The organism is Nocardia sp. CDC519, from assembly GCF_059509835.1.
The window spans coordinates 5,666,771-5,688,507 of sequence record NZ_CM183377.1 but is presented as its reverse complement, the minus strand read 5'-3'; the positions used below and the strand labels follow the sequence as shown (position 1 = coordinate 5,688,507).

The following is a 21,737-nucleotide window of genomic DNA, read 5'->3' as shown; positions in this document are numbered from 1 at the left end:
GCAGCGGTGCCGCGAGTGCGCGCACGGGAACTCAGCGGTCGGGTTCGACCGCGGCGAGGGTGGTGAAGATGGGCGTGGCCGGATCGGCCTCGATCCCACGGCGACGCAGGAAGCTGTCGATGAGCCCCCACACGTATTCGGTGGTCTGATCGACGAATTCGTTCGCGTCGTCGGCCGGATCATCGCCGCCGAGCCATAGGTCGGTGATCGAGACGACCACACCGGTGATGGCCCGCGCCAGATAGTCGACGCCGCTGTCGTCGATGGGCACCGCTTCGGCCACCGCGCCGGCCCGCCGCGCCAGGCGCCCGGCGACCTGACGGCCGAGGTCCACCTGCACCACCGAGCCGTCGCGGTCGTGTCCGGTCGGGGCCTGGCCGAGGAAACGGAAGACGTTCGGGTGTTCGAGGATGCTGTCGGCGTAGGCACGCAGGACCGTCCGCAGCGCCTGCCGCGGCGGCTGCAGCACGAGGGTCAAGTCGCTGCCCGCGGCGGCGAACGCCGATTTCGCCATCCGGCCGCCGATCTCGGTGAACAGATCGGCCTTGTCCGCGAAACGCCGGTACAGGCGCGGTTTGGTGATGCCTGCCTCGCGCGCGATGTCGTCCATGCTCGGCCGCGGGCCGTCGCGATCGATCACCCTGATGGCGGCGTCGACGATCTCGTCGCGGCCGATGGATCGCGGGGCGGCGCGCACGGTGGAGCGGTTCACGCTGGTCATCTCCGGGTGCCGGCGACGTCGATGTTGGCGAGTGCGGCGGCATTCACCCCTCGAGCAACACCACCGACCCTGGTGCGAGAGCATACACGTACTCCTGGTACGCGCGAGTCGAGCTCGGCCGCTCGCCTAGTAAACCCGCGATTCACGTGATCCATCACACATCGACGTCTACCTGGGGTATCCGACTTCTCCGGCCGACGTACTGGCAGTATCGTCGACCGTACCGCCAGTACGCTCGAACGAGGTGACGTGATGACCGAACCGCGCGATCCCGGCCGCCACCCGCAGGAGGGGCCCGCACCCGACCGCCGCTGGCGCATCACGGTCGACGGCGTCGAGCTCGCCGGCTTCGAATGGGGAGACCCGGCGGCGCAGCCCCTGGTACTCGTACACGGCGCCTCCGACACCCACCGTGTCTGGGAACAGGTGGCGGTGATCCTCGCCGACGAATTCCGGGTGATCACCTATGACGTGCGCGGGCACGGCCGGTCCGGCGCGCCCCATGAGCTCGCCGCCTACCGGCTCGACCGGCTCGCCGAGGACCTCTACGCCGTCATCGACACCGCGTCCCCGCACCAGCCGGTTCATCTGGCCGGTCATGGCTGGGGTGCGGTGCAGGGCTGGGAAGCGGTGCTCGATCCGCGCGCGAACACCCGCATCGCATCGTTCACGGCCCTGTCGGCGCCCCATCTGGACCACCTCGGACTGTGGTTGCATCAGCTGCGTCGTCGCACCAGGCGCACCGCGCATCGGGTGCAATCCCGCGCAGTGCGCCGGTTCGCGGCCGTCCCGCCGCTCGAGCGCCGCACCGCGGCCGGGATCGACGGCGCCGCCCCACCACGCGACACCGCACCCGCACCCGACTCCCGGGCGCGACGCCCGCGCCGGCGCGCGCCGATGGCGTCCGCACTGGACGAGGCGCTGCTGACGCTGCACAGCTCACCGTCGATGCTGCGCCGGGCGCTCTACCAGCCGCGGGTCCACGCCGGCCTACGGCAGCTCACGCACCGCTCCGCCCATACGGTGGCGCCGATCGCGCCCACCTGGCGCGCTGATCTCCTCGCGGGCGCGCGGATCGTCCGCGCCAATCTCGGCCACCACCTCCGTCATCCCCGCGATCAGCACACCGCGGTGCCCGTGCAGCTGCTCCTCGACGCCGCCGACCCGGCCGCGCGGCCGGGCGTGCGGGCCGCCGTACAGGAACGAGTGGATCGGCTGTGGTGCTACACGCTGCCGGCGGACCATTGGCTTCCGGTGACCGAACCGCTGCTGGTCGGCGAGGCCATCGCCAATTTCGTCAGCGATCTGCGCGCCGACAGCGACCCCGTCTTCCGCACCACGCACTGAAACGACCGGCATCCACCGGCGACGAGCCATTCACCGACGAAAGGCATCATGACCACCGCAGCCGACACCTTGTCCGAGAGGCTGGGCGCTCCCCTGCCCGAGGCGTTCTCCCGTCTGTCCGAAGCACAACTCACCGAGCTCGATCATGTGCTGAGCGCGGCGTCGGAGCGCCGGGCCGCGCAGATGCACGCGGCCTTCGAATCCGGATTGCAGATGATCCCGCGACTGCTGCGTCCCGCGGTGAAGAAGGCGCTCGGCCTGTGAGCAACCATCTGCTCGCGCTCGCCGAGACGACCAAACTTGCCCGGCTGCTCGGCGTGGAGACCGAGCGGCTCGACTTCCTGGTGGACCTGCCGCCCGCGGCGATCCGTGAGTTCCGCGATCGCAGCACCGACATGCTCTTCGACCGCGACCGCGCCAAACTCGCGATGGTGGCCGCGGCGGCCAATCTCGTACCGGTGGCGATCAGTGCGAAGATCGCCACCCGCGCGTTCGGGCCCGTGCTGTGCGCCGCGGTGGCCGCCTCGGTCGAGCCGCGGCGCGCCGTGGACATCGCGGCCGCCCTGCCCGCGCCGTTCCTGGCCGAAGCGGCCATTGCCCTGGATCCGCGGCGCACCGCCGCGGTGATCGCCCAGGTTCCGCCGCGGCAGGTCGCCGCGGTCGCGACCGAACTGCTGGGCCGCGACGAGCACGTCACCATGGGCCGGTTCGTCGGCGTGGTGCCCGAGCCCTCGCTGCGCGCGGCCGCCGCCGTCACCGACGACGCCGACCTGCTGCGGATCGGCTTCCTGATGGAGGACAAGAGTTCGATCAACACCTTGATCGATATCGTGGCCGACCGGCTGCCCGCCATCATCCGCGCCGCGCACACCGAGCGGTTGTGGGCGCAGGGCCTGGATCTGCTCGCCACCGTGAACGACGCGAACAAGGCCCGGCTCGGCGATATCGTCGCCGGGCTCGGTGACGAGGTCCTCGACGGACTCGTCCGCGCTGCCTACGAACTCGATGCGCTATCGACGCTGCTTCCGGTCACCCGTGCCATGAGCGCCACGGCGCTCGCGGCGCTGGCGTCCCGGCCCGCCGTGCACGACGAGCAGTTCCTCGCCGCGTGCGTCGACGTCGCCCTGCGCGAGGAACTGTGGCTGGATCTGCTTCCGCTGACCGGCTATCTGCCCCCGCAGCCGTTGGCCTTCGTCGCCGACCGGATCGCCGCCGAACCCGAGGACCGGCTCGATGATCTGCTGCGCCGCGCCGGGGCCGCGGGCCAGTGGGAGGCCGTGATCCCCCTCGCCACCGCGCTGCCGGACGAGGATCGCCGCCGGCTGGCCGCGCTGCCGGTGATGACCGAGCCCGACGACGCAGCGAGCGCGTCCCGGCCCGCCTCCGCCGGGGACGGGTCGGCCTCCGCGCGTGACCGGCTCGCCGAGGCACTGCGAGTCGACTAGCCGACTGCCGAGTCCGGCCGCGGACACTGTCGAATGGCCGCTCACCTGGCTGCGGTGGTACGTTCCCCGCCATGACGACATCGGGGGACTCTTCGAATCAGCCGGGCGCGCAAGGTGATCAGCCGCAGACGGCAGGCGATGCCGGGCAGCAGCACGTAGCGCCTTCGGATCCGACGATTCTGCGGCAGCCGAATTCGCCGGACCCGCAGCAGGATCCCACTCAACTGCGCTCCTTCGATCAGCCTCAGGGTGGGTTCGCACCCGCCGCACCGCCGCCCGCGCAGGGTTTCGGGCAGCCGGTTTTCCCGCCGTCGCAGCAGTCGGGGCCGGGTTATGCCGTGCCCGCCGCGGCGCAGCCCGGTGGCACCTCCGATCAAGGTTTCACCGCCGACCCGAGTTTCGCCCCGGGCCAGGGCTTCGCCGCCCCGGGACAGGGCTACCCACCGCAGGATCAGAGCTTCGGACAGCAGGGCCAAGGTTTCGCGGCGCCAGGCCAGGGATTCGGGCCGCAGGGCCAGGGATTCGGGCCCCAGGGCCAGGGCCTCCCGCCACAGGGCCAGGGTTTCGCGCCACAGGGCCAGGGTTTCGCGCAGCAGGGACATGGCGTTGCCCAGGGCCAGAGCTTCGCACCCGAAGGCCACGCCTCGGCACCCCAGGGCCACGGGTTCGCACCGCAAGGCCAGAACTTCGGCCAGGGCCAGGGATTCGCGCCGCAGGGCCAGAACGTCCCCGCGGGGTTCGGGCCGGGCGGTCCCGGTTTCGCTCAGTCCGCCTCCGCTTACGGCTCGACCGGACCCGCCGCCCCCGCATCCTCGGGGCTCGCGGGCAAAGGCTGGTTGTGGGGGCTCGGGGGCATCGTCCTCGCCTCGGCCGTGTGGGGCGGCGCGGTGCTGGCATTCGGCGGCTTCGGTGGCAGCAGCGCCGCCGGTGTCCCGCCGGGCGTGCCCGACCTGCGCGGCTACACCTATTCCGCCGATTTCTGCGACCTCGCCGACACCGCGCCATTCACCGAGGCCGGCTACACGGTCTCCACGAGGTCCTCCTCCGGCAAGAACGATTACCCGAACTTCGAAGGCTCCGAACACGCCGCACGCGACTCCATGTTCTGTGCGCAACGGTTCCTTCCGCAGGGTGTCGACGACGACGATTACGAAGACGCGTACATGTATTCCGGCGTCACGATCCACAAGAAGAGCGATCCGGGTCCGGAATTCACCGCGGGCTTCGACACCTGGGAGAACTCACGGTCGGATGACAGCGGCGACGGCCGCAAGGAGAAGATCTCGGGCCTGGGTGATGAGGCGTGGGTGGCCGTCGAGCCCAGCAAGGCCGGAGATCCCTCCCCCACGGTCACCATCCGCGTCCGTGACGGGTGGGTGATCGGATACTTCACCTGGTCGCAGTATGTGTCCACCTCATCGTCGTCGACGAGTAAAGCGAAGGTACTGCCGGAATCGGAGGTCATCGACAAACTCACCGACGCCGCGCAGTCCACGATGGCCGCGCTGCGCGACTGAACCGGGCGCGCGAGACCGGTTCCGAGCAGAGGTGAGGGGCCGGTCACCGGAGGCCATTTGCGACAATGGGCGCGATACTCGCCCAGCTCATGAAGGATGATCCCAGCTCTGATGGCCGAAACCACGATCGATCCGGACGCGCTCGCCACCTGTTTGCGGGTCCTGGAGCAGGCCGGACAGCTCGACAAGGATCATCCGGATTCGGTCGCGGTGCAGCGCGCTGTCGGGCATATGTTCAAAAAGCTCAAGCAGCGCAGGCGCGCCGAGGCCAGGCAGGCGGTCTCCTCGGCCGATCGCGCGGTGGTCGCCGCCACGGCGACCGGTTCGCCGCAGCGCATCGACGACGAGACCGCAGGCATCCCGATCAGCTCCAGCGCCACCGGCGCCACCGCGGGCACTCTGATCCGGCCGCGCCCGTGCTACATCTGCAAGGAGCGCTACACCCAGGTCGACGCGTTCTACCACCAGCTGTGCCCGGACTGCGCCGCCGACAGCCACGCCCGTCGCGATGCCCGCACCGACCTCACCGGCCGGCGGGCGCTGCTCACCGGTGGACGCGCCAAGATCGGCATGTACATCGCGCTGCGACTGCTGCGCGACGGCGCGCACACCACCATCACCACCCGCTTCCCGAATGACGCGATCCGGCGTTTCGCCGCCCAGCCCGACAGCGCCGACTGGCTGCACCGGGTCCGCATCGTCGGCATCGATCTGCGTGATCCGGCGCAAGTGGTGGCGCTGGCCGACGACGTCGCCGCGCAGGGTCCGCTCGACATCCTGATCAACAACGCCGCGCAGACGGTGCGGCGCTCGGCCGGGGCCTACAGCGCACTGGTCGAGGCCGAATCCATGCCGCTGCCCGCCGGTGAACTGCCCGATGTGGTGACCTTCGGCAAGACCATGCAGGCCCACCCCAGCGCGCTGACGGCCTCGCTGACCCCGACGCTGTCGGCCGCGGATGTGGCCGAGCTGGCGCTGGTGGCGGGTTCGGCCACCCCCGAACGCATTTCCCGCGGGGTCGCCATCGATGCCGGTGGCCTGGTGCCCGACCTCGCGCACACCAACAGCTGGGTGCAAACCGTCGGCGAGGTCGATCCGACCGAGCTGCTCGAGGTGCAGCTGTGCAATTCGGTCGCGCCGTTCATCCTGGTCTCGCGGCTGCGGCCGGCCATGGCGGCGGCGCAGGCGCGGCGCAAGTACATCGTCAACGTCTCGGCGATGGAGGGGCAGTTCAGCCGGGCCTACAAGGGTGCGGGACATCCGCACACGAATATGGCCAAGGCGGCGTTGAACATGTTGACCCGCACCAGTGCCCGGGAAATGTTCGAGACCGACTCGATTCTGATGACCGCCGTCGACACCGGCTGGATCACCGACGAACGGCCGCACTACACCAAGATGCGGCTGGCCGATGAGGGCTTCCGCGCGCCGCTGGATCTGGTGGACGGTGCCGCGCGGGTCTACGACCCGATCGTGCAGGGCGAGCAGGGCAACGACCTGTTCGGCTGCTTCCTGAAGGATTACCGGCCCTCCCCCTGGTGAACCCGCCACGCGCCACCGCGGCATCGGCCCGGTGGGGGTGCTCACGTCGGAATCCGTTCGTCTCGCCGGCCATTACGCTGGGTGCGGTGAGCGTGCACGAGCGGCTGGTCCGTGATTATCAGGATGGCATCGGGATCGACGATCGGTACGTGCCACCCGCACCGGACTTCGGTGCCACGCTGGCGGCGGCGCTGCCCGTGGCGGGGCTCGCCTCGGGCGCGATCGGCGCGGTCATCGGTGCGGCGAATCGGCTGCGGCGCGCTCGCGGACTCGATCCGGTGCACCATCGCATCGAACCGCGCCGGGTGGCGGCCGCCTTCGCCAGCGAGCGGCTGCTGCGCATCGACAACGCGCCGGTGGCGATGTTCGCCGATCTGTCGGGCTTCTTCCCGACCTTCGACGGCTGGGTCCGCACCCACGCCAACTACCCCCATCACCGCGCGCGATTGCTCGCCGCGCTGCACCTGCCCGCCGACGCCCCGGTCGACCTCGCCGTCGCGCAGATCGCGATGAGCCGCGCCGCCGATATCGAGGACGCGGCCGCCGCCACCGGCGCCATCGCGGTGCGGGTGCGCACCGAACGGGAATGGGCGGCCACCCCGCAGGCGCGGGCCGCAGCGGCCGGCCCGCTGGTCGCCACGACCGCCCGCGCCGACGCGCGCGGCCTCGGCCTGCCCGACGGCGCGACGCCGTTCCAACCGCTGCGCGGCATCCGCGTCCTCGATATGACAAGGGTGATCGCCGGTCCGGTCGCCACTCGCACCCTCGCGCTACTCGGCGCCGACGTGCTGCGGATCGACCCGCCCGGTCTGCCCGAGATTGCGTGGCAGTTCCGCGACACCTGCCAGGGCAAACGCACCACCGTGCTCGATCTGCGCCACGATCGCGCGCGAGTCGACGCCCTGCTCGACACCGCCGATGTGCTGGTGACCGGTTACCGGCCCGGTGCGCTCGAACACGCCGGGCTGACGATCCGGCCGGGCCTGGTGCACGCACGGGTCAGCGCCTGGGGCGAACTCGGTCCCTGGGGCGGGCGCCGCGGATTCGACAGCATCGTGCAGGCCGCGACCGGCATCGCCATCATCGAAGGCGCGCCGTCGGTGCCGAGCGCGCTGCCGGCCCAGGCACTCGATCACGCCTCGGGGTATCTGCTCGCCGCCGGGGTGATCGACGCGCTCGTCGCCCGCGCTGACGACGGCATCGGCCGCGATGTGCGGGTCTCGTTGGCGCGCACCGCGTCCTGGCTGCTCGCCGCGCCCGAACGCACGCCCCGGCACCCCGCGGCCACCGAACCGGATCCGCACTGCGCCCTCACGCACGGCAACGTCACCACCGCCATCCCCGCCCTCGCCGAGTATCCGGATTATCCGGCGCCCGCCCGCCGCTACGGATGCGACCGGCCGACCTGGTCGCATCCGGCGCCGCTGCGGCGGGTGTGAACGGGTCCGGGCGGGCACCGGCCCGGCCCCGCTCGATAGGCTCGAACCGTGCGGCAGAAGATCATCGTTGACGTCGATACCGGGGTGGACGATTCGCTGGCGCTGCTGTATCTGCTGGCCAGTCCCGAGGCGGAGATCCTCGGCATCGTGTCCACCGCAGGCAATGTCGGCGCCGCACAGGTCGCGGTCAATAATCTGGCCTGGCTCGAGCTGTGCCGCGCGCCCGAGATCGAGGTCGCGCTGGGATCCGCCGAACCGCTGGTCATCGCCTTACGCACGACCGAGGACACGCACGGCCCGCAGGGTGTCGGCTATGCGGAGCTGCCGGCGCCGAGCCGGAAGGTCTCCGACCGCAATGCCCCCGATCTGTGGGTGGAATCGGCCCGCGAACATCCAGGGGAGATCATCGGGCTGTGCACGGGTCCGCTGACCAATCTGGCGGTGGCGCTGCGCCGTGAACCAGCGCTGCCGCGGCTGCTGCGCCGGCTGGTCGTGATGGGCGGCGCGTTCAACCATCCGGGCAACACCACGCCGACCAACGAGTGGAACATCCATGTCGATCCCGAGGCCGCCAAAGAGGTCTTCGACGCCTTCTCCGCCGCACCGCCCGACCGGCGTCCGCTGATCTGCGCCCTCGATATCACCGAAACCATCGAGATGCGGCCCGAGCATCTGACGCGGCTGGCCGAACGCGCGGGAAGTGTGCCCGCCGAACGGGTTTCACCCAGCGACCCGCCGGGCGCGCGCTCGGCCACCAGCAACCCGATTATCCGGCACCTGACCGACGCGGTGCGCTTCTACTTCGATTTCCATCACTCCTACGACCTCGGGTACCTGGCGCATATGCACGATCCGTTCGCCGCCGCCGTCGCGCTCGACCCGGCGCTGGCGCGCACCAGGCCCGCGACGGTCGACGTCGAGCTGACCGGTACCCTCACCCGCGCCACCACGGTGGCCGACTGGGCGGGCATGTGGGGGCGTGAACCCAACGCCGACATCGTCGTCGGCACCGATCCCGAGCTGTTCTTCGACCGGCTGATCAGCCGCGTCGGCGACTTCGCGGCCGCGGTGTACCCAGCGCGGACCGGTCTGATCCCCGCACATGCACAGGAGGCGCCATGACCGATGACACCGTCGGCTATCTCACCGAATTCCGCGGCAGGCTCGGGCTGCCCGGCATCGTCGACGTGCACACCCATTTCATGCCGGATCAGGTGATGCGCAAGGTGTGGGCCTATTTCGATGCGGTCGGCCCGCTCACCGGACGTGAATGGCCGATCGCCTACCGTGACGATCAGGCGGTGCGGTTGAAGACGTTGCGCGGCTTCGGTGTACGCGCGTTCACGGCGCTGGTCTATCCGCACAAGCCGCTGATGGCGGCGTGGCTCAACTCCTGGACCGCGGAGTTCGCCGCCGAGGTTCCCGACTGCCTGCATACCGCCACCTTCTACCCCGAGCCCGGCGCGGCCGACTATGTGACCACCGCGCTGGAGCAGGGGGCGCGGGTATTCAAGTCGCACATCCAGGTCGGCGCCTACTCGCCGCTCGATCCGTTGCTCGACCCGGTGTGGGGCGTGCTCGCCGAATCCGGCACCCCGATCGTCATCCACTGCGGTTCCGGCCCGGCGCCCGGCGAATTCACCGGTCCAGGGCCCATCGCGGAGTTGCTGCGCCGCCATCCCGCCCTGCGGCTGATCGTCGCGCACATGGGCATGCCCGAGTACGCCGAGTTCATGGATCTGGCCGACCGTTACCCCGGCGTCTGCCTCGATACCACCATGGCCTTCACCGACTTCACCGAGGAAGAGGTCCCGTTCCCCGCCGCCGACCGCCCCCGGTTGCGCGATCTCGGCGACCGCATCCTTTTCGGCAGCGATTTCCCGAACATTCCCTACCCGTACCACCAGGCGATCATCGCTCTGGAACGGCTCGAGCTAGGCGACGACTGGTTGCGGGCCGTCTGCCACGACAACGCGGTGCGGGTATTCGAGCTGCCGGACGTCGTGGCCGGCGGCAAGGACAGCGGCGCTGTCTAGCCCGTCGGTGATCAGCCTTCGTCGAAGGCGCGCAGCAGTTGCTCGGCGGCCAGGGCGGCGGTGAGGGCGCCTTCGCGGACCTGCTTTTCCACGTCGTCGCGGATCGCCTTCACCCGTGGGTTGTCGGCGAGGCGGCGCAACAGGTGGTCGTGCACCATGGTCCAGGTCCAGTCCACCTGCTGGCGGCGGCGCTTCTCGTCGAACTCACCGGCGTCGGTGAGCACCCGGCGGTGTTCGAGCACAGTGGACCAGAACTTCTCCAGTCCGATGCCCTCGAGCCCGCTCATGGTGAGTACGGGCGGGCGCCAGAGCGCGTCGTGCGGATGGATCAGCCGCATGGCGCCGGTCAGTTCCCTGGCGGCCTTCTTCGCCTCGATCTCGTGTTTGCCGTCGGCCTTGTTGACCGCGACCAGATCGGCCAGTTCGAGCACGCCCTTCTTGATGCCCTGCAACTGATCGCCGGTACGGGCCAGGGTGAGGAAGCAGAACACGTCGACCATGTTCGCGACCGTCACCTCGGACTGGCCGACGCCGACGGTCTCCACCAGGATCACGTCGTAGCCCGCGGCCTCGAGCAGCACGATCGTCTCCCGGGTGGCCTTGGCGACGCCGCCGAGCGTGCCCGCCGTCGGCGAAGGCCGGATGAAGGCCTCCTCCCGCACCGACAGCCGAGCCATCCTGGTCTTGTCGCCGAGGATGGAGCCGCCGGTCCGGGTCGAGGACGGGTCGACGGCCAGCACCGCGACCCGATGCCCCTGCTCGATCAGATACATGCCGAGCGTGTCGATGAAGGTCGATTTGCCGACGCCGGGCACACCGGTGATGCCGACCCGGTTCGAGGTCACCGCACCGGTCGACGGCGTCACACGCAACAGCAGCTGCTGCGCCAGTTCCCGATGATCGGCGCGGGTCGATTCGACCAGGGTGATCGCCCGTGCCAAGGCGGCCCGCTCGTTAGAGCGGACCGCCTGGGCTAGTGCATCGATATCGATGACGCGCGGATCACCCCCGCGTACGCGGGGACCACTGGTCTGAGCACGACCGCGGCCAGGCTGACCGCTCATTCGGCGCCGCCGCCCCCGATCTCGTGCCCGAGTTCGGCTGCCAGCTTCTTCAGCAGATCGATCGCGGCGTCAGCGATTACCGTACCCGGCGGGAAGATCGCCGCCGCACCCGCGGCGTAGAGCTCCTCGAAGTCACCGGGCGGGATGACACCGCCGACGATGACCATGATGTCGGGGCGACCGACATCGGCCAGTGCCTGCCGCAGGGCCGGCACCAGCGTGAGGTGGCCCGCCGCCAGCGAGGACACACCGACAACGTGCACGTCGTTGTCGGCGGCCTGGCGCGCCACCTCTTCGGGGGTCTGGAACAACGGGCCCACGTCGACGTCGAAGCCGAGGTCGGCGAAGGCGGTGGCGATCACCTTCTGGCCGCGGTCGTGGCCGTCCTGGCCCATCTTGGCCACCAGGATGCGCGGACGCCTGCCCTCGGCCTCGGCGAACTCCTCCACCAGCGCACCGGCGGTGGTGATGTTGGTGACCTTGCCTGCCTCGTCGCGGTACACACCCGACAGGGTACGGATCTCGGCCTGATGGCGGCCGTACACCTTCTCCAGCGCATCGGAGATCTCACCGACGGTGGCCTTGGCGCGGGCGGCATCGATGGCCAGCGCCAGCAGGTTGTTCTCCATCCCGCCGTCGGAAGACGCGGCGGCGCGGGTCAATTCGTCCAGCGCGCGCTCCACCTCGGCGGAATCGCGTTCGGCACGCAGCTGCCGCAGCTTCTCGATCTGCTCGGCGCGCACCCGGGAGTTCTCGACCTTGAGGACCTCGACCTCGTGGTCTTCTTCCACCTGGTACTTGTTGACACCGATCACCGGCTGCTGGCCGGTATCGATGCGCGCCTGGGTGCGTGCGGCTGCCTCCTCGATGCGCAGCTTCGGTATCCCCTCCGAAATCGCCTGCGCCATACCGCCGTGCGCCTCCACCTCGGCGATGTGGGCGCGGGCACGCTCGGCCAGCTGATGGGTCAGCCACTCCACGTAGTACGAACCGCCCCACGGGTCGATCGGACGAGTGGTGTTGGACTCCTGCTGGATCAGCAGCTGGGTGTTGCGGGCGATGCGGGCGGAGAAGTCGGTGGGCAGCGCCAGCGCCTCGTCGAGAGCGTTGGTGTGCAGCGACTGGGTGTGGCCCTGGGTGGCGGCCATCGCCTCGATGCAGGTGCGCGCGACATTGTTGTAGGCGTCCTGCGCGGTCAGCGACCAGCCCGAGGTCTGCGAATGAGTGCGCAGCGACAGCGATTTCGCGCTCTTCGGGTTGAACTTCGCCACCAGCTCGCTCCACAGCAGCCTGCCCGCGCGCAGCTTGGCGACCTCCATGAAGAAGTTCATGCCGATCGCCCAGAAGAACGACAGCCGCGGGGCGAACTTGTCGACCTCCATACCGGCGTCGATGCCCGCGCGGATGTACTCCACACCGTCGGCGAGGGTGTAGGCCAGCTCCAGATCGGCCGTCGCACCGGCCTCCTGGATGTGGTAGCCGGAGATGGAGATCGAGTTGAACTTCGGCATCTTCGCGCTGGTGTAGGCGAAGATATCGGAGATGATCCGCATCGACGGCTTCGGCGGATAGATGTAGGTATTGCGGACCATGAACTCCTTCAGAATGTCGTTCTGAATGGTTCCGGCCAGCTGTTCGGGGGTGACACCCTGCTCTTCGGCGGCGACCACGTACAGCGCCAGGATCGGCAGCACCGCACCGTTCATCGTCATCGAGACGCTGACCTGGTCCAGCGGAATGTGATCGAAGAGCTGACGCATGTCGAGAATCGAGTCGATGGCCACACCCGCCATACCGACATCGCCCTGCACGCGCGGGTGATCGGAGTCGTAGCCGCGGTGGGTGGCCAGGTCGAAGGCCACCGACAGGCCCTTCTGACCGGCCTGGAGGTTGCGGCGGTAGAAGGCGTTGGAATCGGCGGCGGTGGAAAAGCCCGCGTACTGGCGGATGGTCCACGGCTGGTTGACGTACATGGTCGGGTACGGCCCGCGCACGAACGGCGCGATACCGGGGACGCTGTCGAGCGGGAAGCCCGCCGCGGCAATCGCATCCCGATCGGCCTTGGTGAACACCGGCGGCACGTCGATGCCCTCGGGGGTGGCCCACACCAGCTGTTCGGGGGTGTAGTTGTTGGCCGCGGCGGCCGTGCGGACGAATTGCTCGACCTGCGCGGCGTCGACGGCGGCGGGCTCGGGCGCCCGCTCGGCGAGCGGTACGTCGGCGAAACTGCCGATCAGATGCTCGATACGCGATGTCATCAGGCTCCCACCTTCTCCAGCAGACCCGACAGCGCGGCGACGGCGTCGATGCGCGCGGTCAGGAATCCGTCCGGGCGCTGCGCGCCGTCCACTTCGGCGACGGCCTTGTCCGGGCCCGCCAGCAGCACTGTCTCGATACCGGCCGCCCGCAGCCGCTCGGTCGCCGGGCCCGCGTCGGTGCCGTACCGGGCGTCCGAACCACACAGCACCGCGATCGGGGCGCCGGATTCGGTGGCCGCGGCCTCGATCGCGTCGATATCGAGGGGGCCGGGGTTGATCGATGCGATCCCGCCGGAGGCCAGCAGGTTCGCGATGAAGGTGACCCGCACATTGTGTTCGGCCACCGTGCCCAGCGGCACCAGCAGCGCCGTCGGGCGCTTGCCGTGCGCGGCCAGGTACGCGTCGGAGCGATCACGCAGCGCCTCGAATGCCGCGCCGTAGCTCGTCGACTCGATGCGCCTGGCCGCCTCCGACAGCGGCTGCTCGGCCAGATTCGGGAACTCGTTGACGCCGGTGACCGCGGTCTTGCGATGGGCGATATCCGCGTCACGGGTGGCCTTGGTGGCGGCGATGCGCTCGGCCAGCAGACCCGATTCCAGAGCCGCGAGGTAACCACCCGCGGCCTCGATCTCCTGCATGAACTCCCACGCCTTGGCGGCGAGCTCCGCTGTGAGATCCTCGACGTACCAGGAGCCGGCGCCCGGATCCTGGACATGGCCCAGATGCGATTCCTCGAGCAGCAGCAGCTGGGTATTGCGCGCCATCCGATCGGCGAAGGAACGTGAGACGCCCAGCTCCCCCGGCGGCAACGCGACGTCGAACGGCAGGACCGTCACCGTATCGGCACCACCCACACCGGCACCGAACGCGGCGAGGGTGGTGCGCAGCATGTTCACCCACGGATCGCGGCGGCTCATCATCGCCGCCGAGGTCACCGCGTGCTGCGGTGCGCCACCGGCATCCGGCGCGCCGCACACGTGCGCGACGCGGGCCCAGAGCGTGCGGGCGGCACGGAATTTCGCGATGGTGGCGAACTGGTCGTCGGTGGCGGCGAAGCGGAATTCCAGCTGGCCGAGCGCGGCGACCACATCGAGTTCACCGGTCAGTGCGCGCAGATATTCCAGACCTGCGGCGACCGCGGCCCCGAGCTCCTGGGCGTCGGCGGCACCGGCGTCGTGGAAGACGCGGCCGTCGACGGTGATCGCCCGCACGGTTTCCGTCCGGCCGTTCGCCTGCCCGGCCAGCGCCACGGCCTCGGCCAGGTCCAGATCATCGGTCCCGGCGAAGCGGCTGGTCAGCGGGGCGCAACCGAGGCCGACGCGGATATCGGCGCGGGCGGAAGTGTCGTAGCCGTCGAGCACGTCGAACACCTGCTGCGCGGCCTGGGTCGCCGCGGCACCGGCGTCCAGGGTCAGCGGGGCGAGCTCGAACAGCAGTCCCGACAGCGCCGCGGGCAGCTCGGCGACCGGCACGCCGCGCTCGCCGGCGCTGAGCCAGACGGCGCTGATGCCGTTCTCCAGGCGCGCCAGGATCTCCTGGTTGACGCTCGCACCATCGGTTCCGGTGAACCGATCGCCGACGAACCAGCCGCGGTGGACATCGCGGGTAGCGTCGCGGCCGCGCACGAACGGGAACTGCCCCGGCAACGGCTGCTCGGGCAGCTCGTCGCGACGGGTATAGAGCGGGGCGATGGTGAGGCCGTCATAGGTGGTGACCTCGAGCAGCTTCTCGGGTTCGTCCGGAAGCTCCGCGGCATCGACCCTGCGGGTCTTGGCCAGCACACCCGCTACGCCCTGACGCCAGGCGGCGTACTCGGGCACCGGCTCTGAAGCTATCGGCATACGCTGCTTTCCCTCTTCCATTCGAGTACGGGCGCACCACTCCTGCACGCCCGCACCTGTGCATCCGCCCAGCTCAGCGGACACTTTGGTTAACGAGTATTCGACTCGTTTCCTCCGATGCTAGCCCGACGCCAATACGCGCTCGAGCGAGGCCACCACTACCAACCGGTAACCTTGCCCGGGTGACTCGACTGATTCGTGATCGACGCGTCGTCGCGCTGATCCTCGGAGTCGGCGCGCTTTTCGTCGTCGCGTTGCTGATCGAGCTGCCGAGTCCGGAGCAGATCCAGGACTGGGCCGAGGGCGTGGGCCCGATCTTCCCACTGCTGTTCCTCCTCGGCTACGCGCTGGTCGCTGTCGCACCGGTGCCGCGGACGGTGCTCACTGTGAGCAGCGGCGTGCTGTTCGGCGCCGGCCTCGGCAGCGCGGTGGCGCTCACGGCCACCGCGGTCGCCGCCGCGCTGGCCCTGCTGCTGGTACGCGCCCTCGACCGGGATCGAGTAGCGTCCCGGCTGACCCATCCGTCGGTGCGCGCCATCGACGAGCGGCTCGAGCGCCGCGGCTGGCTGGCGGTCGGTTCGCTGCGCTTGATCGCGTTCGCCCCGTTCTCGGTGGTCAACTACTGCTGTGGCCTGTCCTCGATCCGGTTCTGGCCGTACCTGATCGCGACCGTCCTCGGGTCGCTGCCGGGCACGGTCGCCACGGTGGTGCTCGCGGATGCGCTGACCGGAGGAAGTCATCCGGCGATGGTCGTCATCTCCGGAACCTGCCTGGCGATCGGTGTGATCGGGTTGGTCCTCGATGCCCGATGGACCCCCGCGCCGCGCGAGAACGCCGCCGAGCCGGTCCCCGTCACCGACTGACCGGCTGCTCGTGGTGTGCAGCTGACGCGGCACCGGCGATCAGTCGACGGTCAGTTCGATCGGCACCGCGATCACGTCGACCATGGCGCCGTTGCGCAACACGGTGACCGGCAGCTGCGACCCGATCGCCTCGGCGAAGAGCTGCCGCTGGATCCCTTGGGCGTCCCTGACCTCGGCGCGAGCGACACTGAGCACCAGATCGCCACGACGCAGGCCCGCGCGATCGGCGGGGCCGCCGCCGATGACTTCGACGATGCGGACGCCACCGTCCTGCCCGGTGCGTTCGGCGACGTCGTCGGGTAGCGGCGCCGGAACACCCACCAGTCCGAGATACGCGCGGCGGACCCGGCCCTCGGCGCGCAAGGTCCGCACGATCATGCGGGTGGTCGCGTTGATCGGGATCGCCAGGCCGAGGCCGATGCCGGCGACGGCGGTATTGATCCCGACCACCCGCCCGGCCGAATCGGCGAGCGCACCACCGGAATTGCCCGGATTCAGCGCCGCGTCGGTCTGGATGACGTCTTCGATGACCCGTCCGGCGCGGCGCGAGGACACCGGCACCGCCCGGCCGAGGGCGCTGACCACCCCGGCCGTCACCGAACCCGCCAACCCCAGCGGGCTGCCGACGGCGACCACCAACTGCCCGACGACGAGGGCGTCGGCGTCGCCGAGGGTGACGGCGCCGGGGGCCGCGCCCCGCGCGCGCAGCACCGCGAGATCGGACAGCGGATCGGTCCCGACCACGTCGTACCGGGTGTCGGCGCCATCGGCGAACACCAGCTCACCCCCGCGCGAGGACCCGACGACGTGCGCGTTGGTCAACAGATATCCGTCCCCGGACACCACCACCGCCGATCCGCTCCCCCGCCGCGCCCGAACACTGGCCACATGCGGTGTCACCGAGGCCGCCACCGCGATCACCGTGCGCGAGTACGCATCCATCGCCGCATCGTCCACGTTGATCACCGCCTGCTTCGCACCCCGATATCTCCAGGATGCCGAGCTGTGTGGGCGCACGCAGCGTGTTCACCAGAAGCGCAATCGTCATGTCGGCGGGCACACTCGAATTGCCGGGACCACGCTGTGCGCCGCGGAAAGCTCGCTCGGTCCCGTGTCTCGGCGCGCGGCCACTGAGCGGTCCCTCCGAGGCCGCGTCACACCGGTCCGGCACCACCGACCGACCATCCCACCTCCCGCGTCTGCTGAGGTGGGTGCCGAAGCTCCGCTCAGAGTCGGGCCAGATCGATGGCCTGCGCCATCGTGGCGTATCCGGCCGGGCTCGGATGCAGGTGATCGCCGCTGTCGAAGGCCGCAGCGATCGCGTCCGGATCGTCCGGGGCGACCACCGCGCGTTCGAAATCGATGACCGCGTCGAACTCGCCCGAGGACCGGATCCACGCGTTCACCGCATCGCGCACGGCTTCACCGCGTTCGCTGTAGTACGGCGCCCCCTTGTACGGAATCAGCGTCGCACCCACCACCCGCAGGCCGTCCGCGCGCGCCAGCGCGATCAGTTCGCGGTATCCGGCGATGAGCTGCTCGGCGCTGACCTCCGGGTTGGGGTACACCCACGGCTCGTCGAGTTCACTGGCGCCGATGTCGTTGATGCCCTCCAGCAGGATGACGGTGCTCGCCCCGTCCCGGTCGAGCACGTCGCGGCGGAACCGGGTCCTGGCGCTGTCGCCGGTGAATTCGGAGTCGGTGAGCACCCGGTTGCCGCTGATACCGGTGTTGAGCACCGCGCGGCCGGATCCGTCGGCGGCCAGCCGGGTGGCCAGCACGTCCGGGTAGCGGTTGTCGGCGTCGGCGGTGGCTTCTGCGCCGTCGGTGATCGAATCGCCGAAGGTCACCACCGCACCCTCGGCGGCCGTGCTGTTCACCTCGAGATCGGCGAGGTAGTACCAGGATCGGGTGGTTTCGGTGAACGCCGTGGCGGTCGGGTCGGCAGCGTGATCACCGCCGGCCCGATAGCTGGTGGCGTTGGCGGTCTGATGGAAGGTGGCCGGCCCGGTGGCCTCGGCCAGATAGATCGTCACCGTCACCGGCCGCAGCGCGGTGATCGCGAAATCGACCGCGTCGGTGGTCGATTCCGCGCCGACCGGAATCTCGGTGGACGCCGCCCCGCCGAACAGCAGCGGACGCACGGTGTCGGCCCGGACCTGCGCACCCTGCCCCGGCTCGGCGATGGTCGCCGACGTGATGCGCAGCGGACGCTCACCGTAGAGATTGGAGAACTTGATCCGTACCTCGTCACCGCCGAGGGTCGGGCGGATCACCTGACGGACGGTGTGGTTGTCGAATCCGCCGGTGGACCAATTGGGTTCCCACAGATCGACCGCCGGCTGCTGCGCGCTCACCCAACTGTCGGACCAGGCCGCGGCTTCGGCATCCGCGTCGTCGGAGCAGCCGGCGAGTACCAGTGCCGCCGTGGCCAGCAGCGCGGCCACCACGGTGCCGCGCCGCCTGCCTGTGGTGCTCGTCTGCGCGGTCGTGCGCCGCTTTCTCCACGCGATCATCTGCGTTCCCTCACTCGCGCGATCCGCTGTCCGCGAATCTGTCGCAGCAGAGCAACCTCGCGCGGGCCCGAGGCAATTCCGCCTCGGCTGTGCACAATCCGACATCGACGCCGGGAATAACGCTGCGCCGGCGCAGCGCGTTCGGAGAGCTACTGCTGCGCCCCCGGCGGCTGCCACGGCCGGCCGTGGATGTCACCGGCGCTCGGCGGTTGCGGCGGCTCCGGCCGCGCGGGCGATTGCGGCGCCGTCGGTGCGGCTTTGTTCAGGTTCGCTGGCGAGGGGTCGACACCGGGCACCAAACCTTCGACCGGGGTGCGGGCCGTGGCCTCGGCCGCGCGCACGGCGCGTTCGATGGCCGGATCCGGTGCGGTGTCGAACCAGTCGGCGACGTCCTCGGAATCGTCTTCGGGTTTGCTCTCGCTGCCGTCGGATTCCGGCGGCTCGTAGCGGAAAACGCCGTCCTCGCCCTTGGTGGCGAAGTTCTTGGCGAAACCTTCCAGGGCCTTACCGAAATCGCTCGGCACCAGCCACACCTTGTTGGCGTCGCCGCGCGCGACCATCGGCAGCGTCTGCATGTACTGGTAGGCCAGCAGTTCCGGCGTCGGCTTACCGGATTTGATGGCGGCGAAGACCTTTTCGATCGCCTTGGCCTGGCCCTGAGCTTGCAGATAGGAGGCGGCACGTTCACCCTGTGCGCGCAGAATGCGGCTCTGACGTTCACCTTCGGCCGACAGGATGGCCGACTGCTTGGCGCCCTCGGCGGACAGGATCTGGGCCTGCTTGGCGCCCTCCGCGGTCTTGATCTGCGATTCGCGCTGGCCCTCGGCGGTGAGGATCATGGCGCGCTTCTCGCGGTCGGCCTTCATCTGCTTTTCCATCGACTCCTGGATCGACGGCGGCGGATCGATGGCCTTGAGCTCCACCCGCGCCACCCGCAGACCCCAGCGTCCGGTGGCTTCGTCGAGTACACCGCGCAGCTGGCTGTTGATCTGATCGCGGGAGGTCAGCGTGTCCTCCAGGGTCATACCGCCGACCACGTTGCGCAGCGTGGTGACGGTGAGCTGCTCGACCGCGGCGATGTAGTTGCTGATCTCGTACACCGCCGCCTGCGGGCTGGTGACCTGGAAATACACCACCGAGTCGATCTGCAGGGTGAGGTTGTCCTGGGTGATCACCGGCTGCGGCGGGAACGAGACCACCCGCTCACGCAGGTCGACCTTGGCCCGGATCCGGTCGGCGAAGGGCACGAGGAAGGTCAGCTGGCCCGACACCGTGCGCGAGTACCGGCCGAGTCGTTCGATCACCGCCGCCTCGGCCTGCGGCACCAGCGCGATCGATTTGAACACCACCACCACGACCAGCAGCACGAGGACGGCGGCCACGATCAATACAGCCATTACGGCCCTTTCCAGACGACGGCGGTCGCGCCGTCGATCTTCATCACGTACACCGTGGTTCCCTTCGGATACTCCTCGGCCGGATCGAACGGCCGCGCCGTCCACTCCTCACCACCGAGTTTCACCCGGCCGCTGTGCGCACCGACGTCATCGATCACCAGCGCCGTCTTACCGGGCAGCGCATCGACATTGGTGAGTGTCGGCGGCGGAGTCGCGAAGCGCCGCAACAACATCGGGCGCACACCGAGCATCAGCGCGACGGACACGATCGCGAAGATGATCGCGTCGGCCACGACACTGGTGTCGGCGGCGAAACTGATCCCGGCGGTGATGAGTGCCCCACCACCGAGCATCAGCAAGGTCAGCTCACCGACGAACATCTCGGCCGCCACGAGCAGGATGCCCACGACCAGCCAGATAACTGCGGCCACGTCTCCACTGTAGTGGCCGGAGCCGATTCCGGTGCCCTACAGCGCAAGATCATCCCGTTCACCCGCACGCACCCGGCGCGTCCGCTGTGCGGCCCGCCACGGCGCGGCCCCGGTGCGCCGCACCCTCGAAGCGATTCCGGTGCAGTAGCTTCGGGCAGGTGAGTTCGCGTGACATGTACGGCGGTGACATCTTTTCCGGCCACTCCCGCGCCACCAAGCGCGCGGTCCCGCGAGTGGACGCCGAGCGTGACCTCGTCGTCGAGGACGCGGCGAGCGGATTCTGCGGCGCCGTCGTCGGATTCGACCGCAGCTACGACGGCGAGTTCGTCAAACTCGAGGACGCTCGCGGCGCGGTGCGGCTGTTCGCGATGCGCGAGGCCGCGTTCCTGATCGACGGACAGCCGGTGACCCTGGTGCGGCCCGCGCGCGCCGCACCCAAGCGCGAGACACGCTCCGCATCGGGCTCCACCCGAGTCGAAGGCCTGCGCGCCCGGGTAGCGGCGGCGAGCCGGATCTGGGTCGAGGGCGTGCACGACGCCGCGCTGGTCGAGCGCGTATGGGGCCACGATCTGCGGGTCGAGGGCGTGGTGGTCGAGCATCTCGAGGGCCTGGACAATCTGGCGGCGCGACTCGCCGAATTCGGTCCGGGACCGGGCCGGAGGGTTGGGGTGCTGGTCGACCATCTCGTCACCGGCTCGAAGGAAACCCAGCTCACCACCGGTCTCGGCCCCCATGTGCTGGTCACCGGCCATCCCTTCATCGATGTCTGGCAGGCGGTGCGCCCGGCTGCGGTCGGGATCCAGGAGTGGCCGCAGGTGCCGCGCGGGGAGGACTGGAAGACGGGTGTGTGCCGCCGCCTCGGCTGGGGCACACCGCAGGAAGGGTGGCGCCGGGTCTACAACGCCGTCGATTCGTTCCGCGATCTCGAGGCGCCGCTGATCGGCGCGGTCGAGCGGCTCATCGACTTCGTCACCGAACCCGGGTAGCGTCCGGCGTTCGAGGAGTTCGCCGACCGCCGGTGCGCGGTCGGCCGGCCCGGCCGGAACGCCCGGCCGGCCCGGATTCGGAGGTGAACATGTCCGTGAAGCCGCTGTCGGCGTTTCTGGTAGCCGCCGCCCTGACTCTGCCGGCCTTGGCTGCTCCGGCCGCGAGCGCCGCGCCCGGCACCGAGCACCGCCACCCCGTCGCGACCGGTTCGGCCGATCTGGCGCCGGCGCTGCTCGACCTGATCGTCTGCCTCATCCAGCTGCCCCCGTCGGCTTCCGGCGATCCGTCGCAGGGGTGCAACACCTGATCGGTGATCACGACGGCGGCCCGATC

19 protein-coding genes are annotated in these 21,737 nt (G+C 69.9%); 11 read left to right on the top strand and 8 right to left on the bottom strand.

What is annotated here, in order from left to right:
* Positions 1 to 31: 31 nt before the first annotated feature.
* Positions 32 to 721 carry a TetR/AcrR family transcriptional regulator gene (locus AC5W7N_RS25720; protein ID WP_163814873.1) on the bottom strand — a complete coding sequence of 230 codons (690 nt, stop codon included), beginning with the start codon at positions 719 to 721 and terminating at the stop codon, positions 32 to 34.
* 252 nt (positions 722 to 973) lie between these two features.
* Here AC5W7N_RS25720 and AC5W7N_RS25715 point away from each other — a divergent pair, with 252 nt between their 5' ends.
* From AC5W7N_RS25715 to AC5W7N_RS25680, 8 genes are all read left to right on the top strand, one after another.
* Complete coding sequence (locus tag AC5W7N_RS25715; RefSeq protein WP_495922353.1) at positions 974 to 2,068, top strand: alpha/beta fold hydrolase; 1,095 nt, start codon at positions 974 to 976, stop codon at positions 2,066 to 2,068.
* A gap of 48 nt (positions 2,069 to 2,116) precedes the next feature.
* Positions 2,117 to 2,332, top strand: coding sequence for a hypothetical protein (locus AC5W7N_RS25710; RefSeq protein ID WP_163814871.1), 216 nt, complete (start codon positions 2,117 to 2,119; stop codon positions 2,330 to 2,332).
* On the top strand, positions 2,329 to 3,513 hold the full coding sequence (locus AC5W7N_RS25705) for a hypothetical protein (RefSeq protein WP_490725180.1): 1,185 nt from the start codon (positions 2,329 to 2,331) through the stop codon (positions 3,511 to 3,513). The genes AC5W7N_RS25710 and AC5W7N_RS25705 overlap by 4 nt, the downstream gene beginning before the upstream one ends.
* A gap of 71 nt (positions 3,514 to 3,584) precedes the next feature.
* Positions 3,585 to 5,030, top strand: coding sequence for a hypothetical protein (locus AC5W7N_RS25700; RefSeq protein ID WP_495922352.1), 1,446 nt, complete (start codon positions 3,585 to 3,587; stop codon positions 5,028 to 5,030).
* A 111-nt stretch (positions 5,031 to 5,141) separates the two neighbouring features.
* Positions 5,142 to 6,572, top strand: a complete 1,431-nt coding sequence (locus AC5W7N_RS25695) for an SDR family oxidoreductase (RefSeq protein ID WP_194992785.1) — start codon at positions 5,142 to 5,144, stop codon at positions 6,570 to 6,572.
* Between the two features lie 86 nt (positions 6,573 to 6,658).
* The gene (locus AC5W7N_RS25690) at positions 6,659 to 8,011 is read left to right on the top strand and encodes a CoA transferase (RefSeq protein WP_163814868.1); all 1,353 of its coding nucleotides are present in this window, start codon (positions 6,659 to 6,661) and stop codon (positions 8,009 to 8,011) included.
* Positions 8,012 to 8,059: 48 nt separating this feature from the next.
* Positions 8,060 to 9,133: a nucleoside hydrolase gene (locus AC5W7N_RS25685; protein ID WP_495922350.1), complete on the top strand. Its 1,074-nt coding sequence runs from the start codon at positions 8,060 to 8,062 to the stop codon at positions 9,131 to 9,133.
* Positions 9,130 to 10,047, top strand: a complete 918-nt coding sequence (locus AC5W7N_RS25680) for an amidohydrolase family protein (protein ID WP_194992421.1) — start codon at positions 9,130 to 9,132, stop codon at positions 10,045 to 10,047. The genes AC5W7N_RS25685 and AC5W7N_RS25680 overlap by 4 nt, the downstream gene beginning before the upstream one ends.
* 11 nt (positions 10,048 to 10,058) lie before the next feature.
* Here the strand turns inward: AC5W7N_RS25680 and meaB are convergent, their stop codons facing one another.
* From meaB to AC5W7N_RS25665, 3 genes are read right to left on the bottom strand one after another with little or no spacing between them, the layout of a single operon-like run.
* A complete protein-coding gene (gene meaB / locus AC5W7N_RS25675; protein WP_495922349.1) occupies positions 10,059 to 11,111 on the bottom strand; it encodes a methylmalonyl Co-A mutase-associated GTPase MeaB in 1,053 nt (350 codons plus the stop codon).
* On the bottom strand, positions 11,108 to 13,369 hold the full coding sequence (scpA, locus tag AC5W7N_RS25670; protein WP_416383056.1) for a methylmalonyl-CoA mutase: 2,262 nt from the start codon (positions 13,367 to 13,369) through the stop codon (positions 11,108 to 11,110). Before scpA ends, meaB begins: the two co-directional genes overlap by 4 nt.
* Positions 13,369 to 15,210 (bottom strand): methylmalonyl-CoA mutase family protein, encoded by a 1,842-nt coding sequence (locus AC5W7N_RS25665; RefSeq protein ID WP_163814864.1) that lies wholly within the window; start codon positions 15,208 to 15,210, stop codon positions 13,369 to 13,371. Before AC5W7N_RS25665 ends, scpA begins: the two co-directional genes overlap by 1 nt.
* A 182-nt stretch (positions 15,211 to 15,392) precedes the next feature.
* Between AC5W7N_RS25665 and AC5W7N_RS25660 the strand changes: the two genes are divergently transcribed.
* Positions 15,393 to 16,073: a TVP38/TMEM64 family protein gene (locus tag AC5W7N_RS25660; protein WP_490725189.1), complete on the top strand. Its 681-nt coding sequence runs from the start codon at positions 15,393 to 15,395 to the stop codon at positions 16,071 to 16,073.
* A 39-nt stretch (positions 16,074 to 16,112) separates the two neighbouring features.
* Here AC5W7N_RS25660 and AC5W7N_RS25655 read toward each other — a convergent pair whose 3' ends face one another.
* From AC5W7N_RS25655 to AC5W7N_RS25640, 4 genes are all read right to left on the bottom strand, one after another.
* Entirely contained in the window at positions 16,113 to 17,015 is a 903-nt protein-coding gene (locus tag AC5W7N_RS25655; protein ID WP_175585955.1) for a S1C family serine protease, read from the bottom strand.
* A gap of 284 nt (positions 17,016 to 17,299) precedes the next feature.
* Positions 17,300 to 18,589, bottom strand: a complete 1,290-nt coding sequence (locus AC5W7N_RS25650) for an SGNH/GDSL hydrolase family protein (protein ID WP_495922347.1) — start codon at positions 18,587 to 18,589, stop codon at positions 17,300 to 17,302.
* Between the two features lie 149 nt (positions 18,590 to 18,738).
* On the bottom strand, positions 18,739 to 19,986 hold the full coding sequence (locus tag AC5W7N_RS25645; protein WP_163814861.1) for an SPFH domain-containing protein: 1,248 nt from the start codon (positions 19,984 to 19,986) through the stop codon (positions 18,739 to 18,741).
* Complete coding sequence (locus AC5W7N_RS25640) at positions 19,986 to 20,417, bottom strand: NfeD family protein (RefSeq protein WP_163814860.1); 432 nt, start codon at positions 20,415 to 20,417, stop codon at positions 19,986 to 19,988. Before AC5W7N_RS25640 ends, AC5W7N_RS25645 begins: the two co-directional genes overlap by 1 nt.
* Before the next feature lie 173 nt (positions 20,418 to 20,590).
* Between AC5W7N_RS25640 and AC5W7N_RS25635 the strand changes: the two genes are divergently transcribed.
* Complete coding sequence (locus AC5W7N_RS25635) at positions 20,591 to 21,403, top strand: DUF3097 domain-containing protein (protein WP_228815332.1); 813 nt, start codon at positions 20,591 to 20,593, stop codon at positions 21,401 to 21,403.
* Between the two features lie 89 nt (positions 21,404 to 21,492).
* Positions 21,493 to 21,711 (top strand): hypothetical protein, encoded by a 219-nt coding sequence (locus AC5W7N_RS25630; RefSeq protein ID WP_195007158.1) that lies wholly within the window; start codon positions 21,493 to 21,495, stop codon positions 21,709 to 21,711.
* Positions 21,712 to 21,737: the final 26 nt, after the last annotated feature.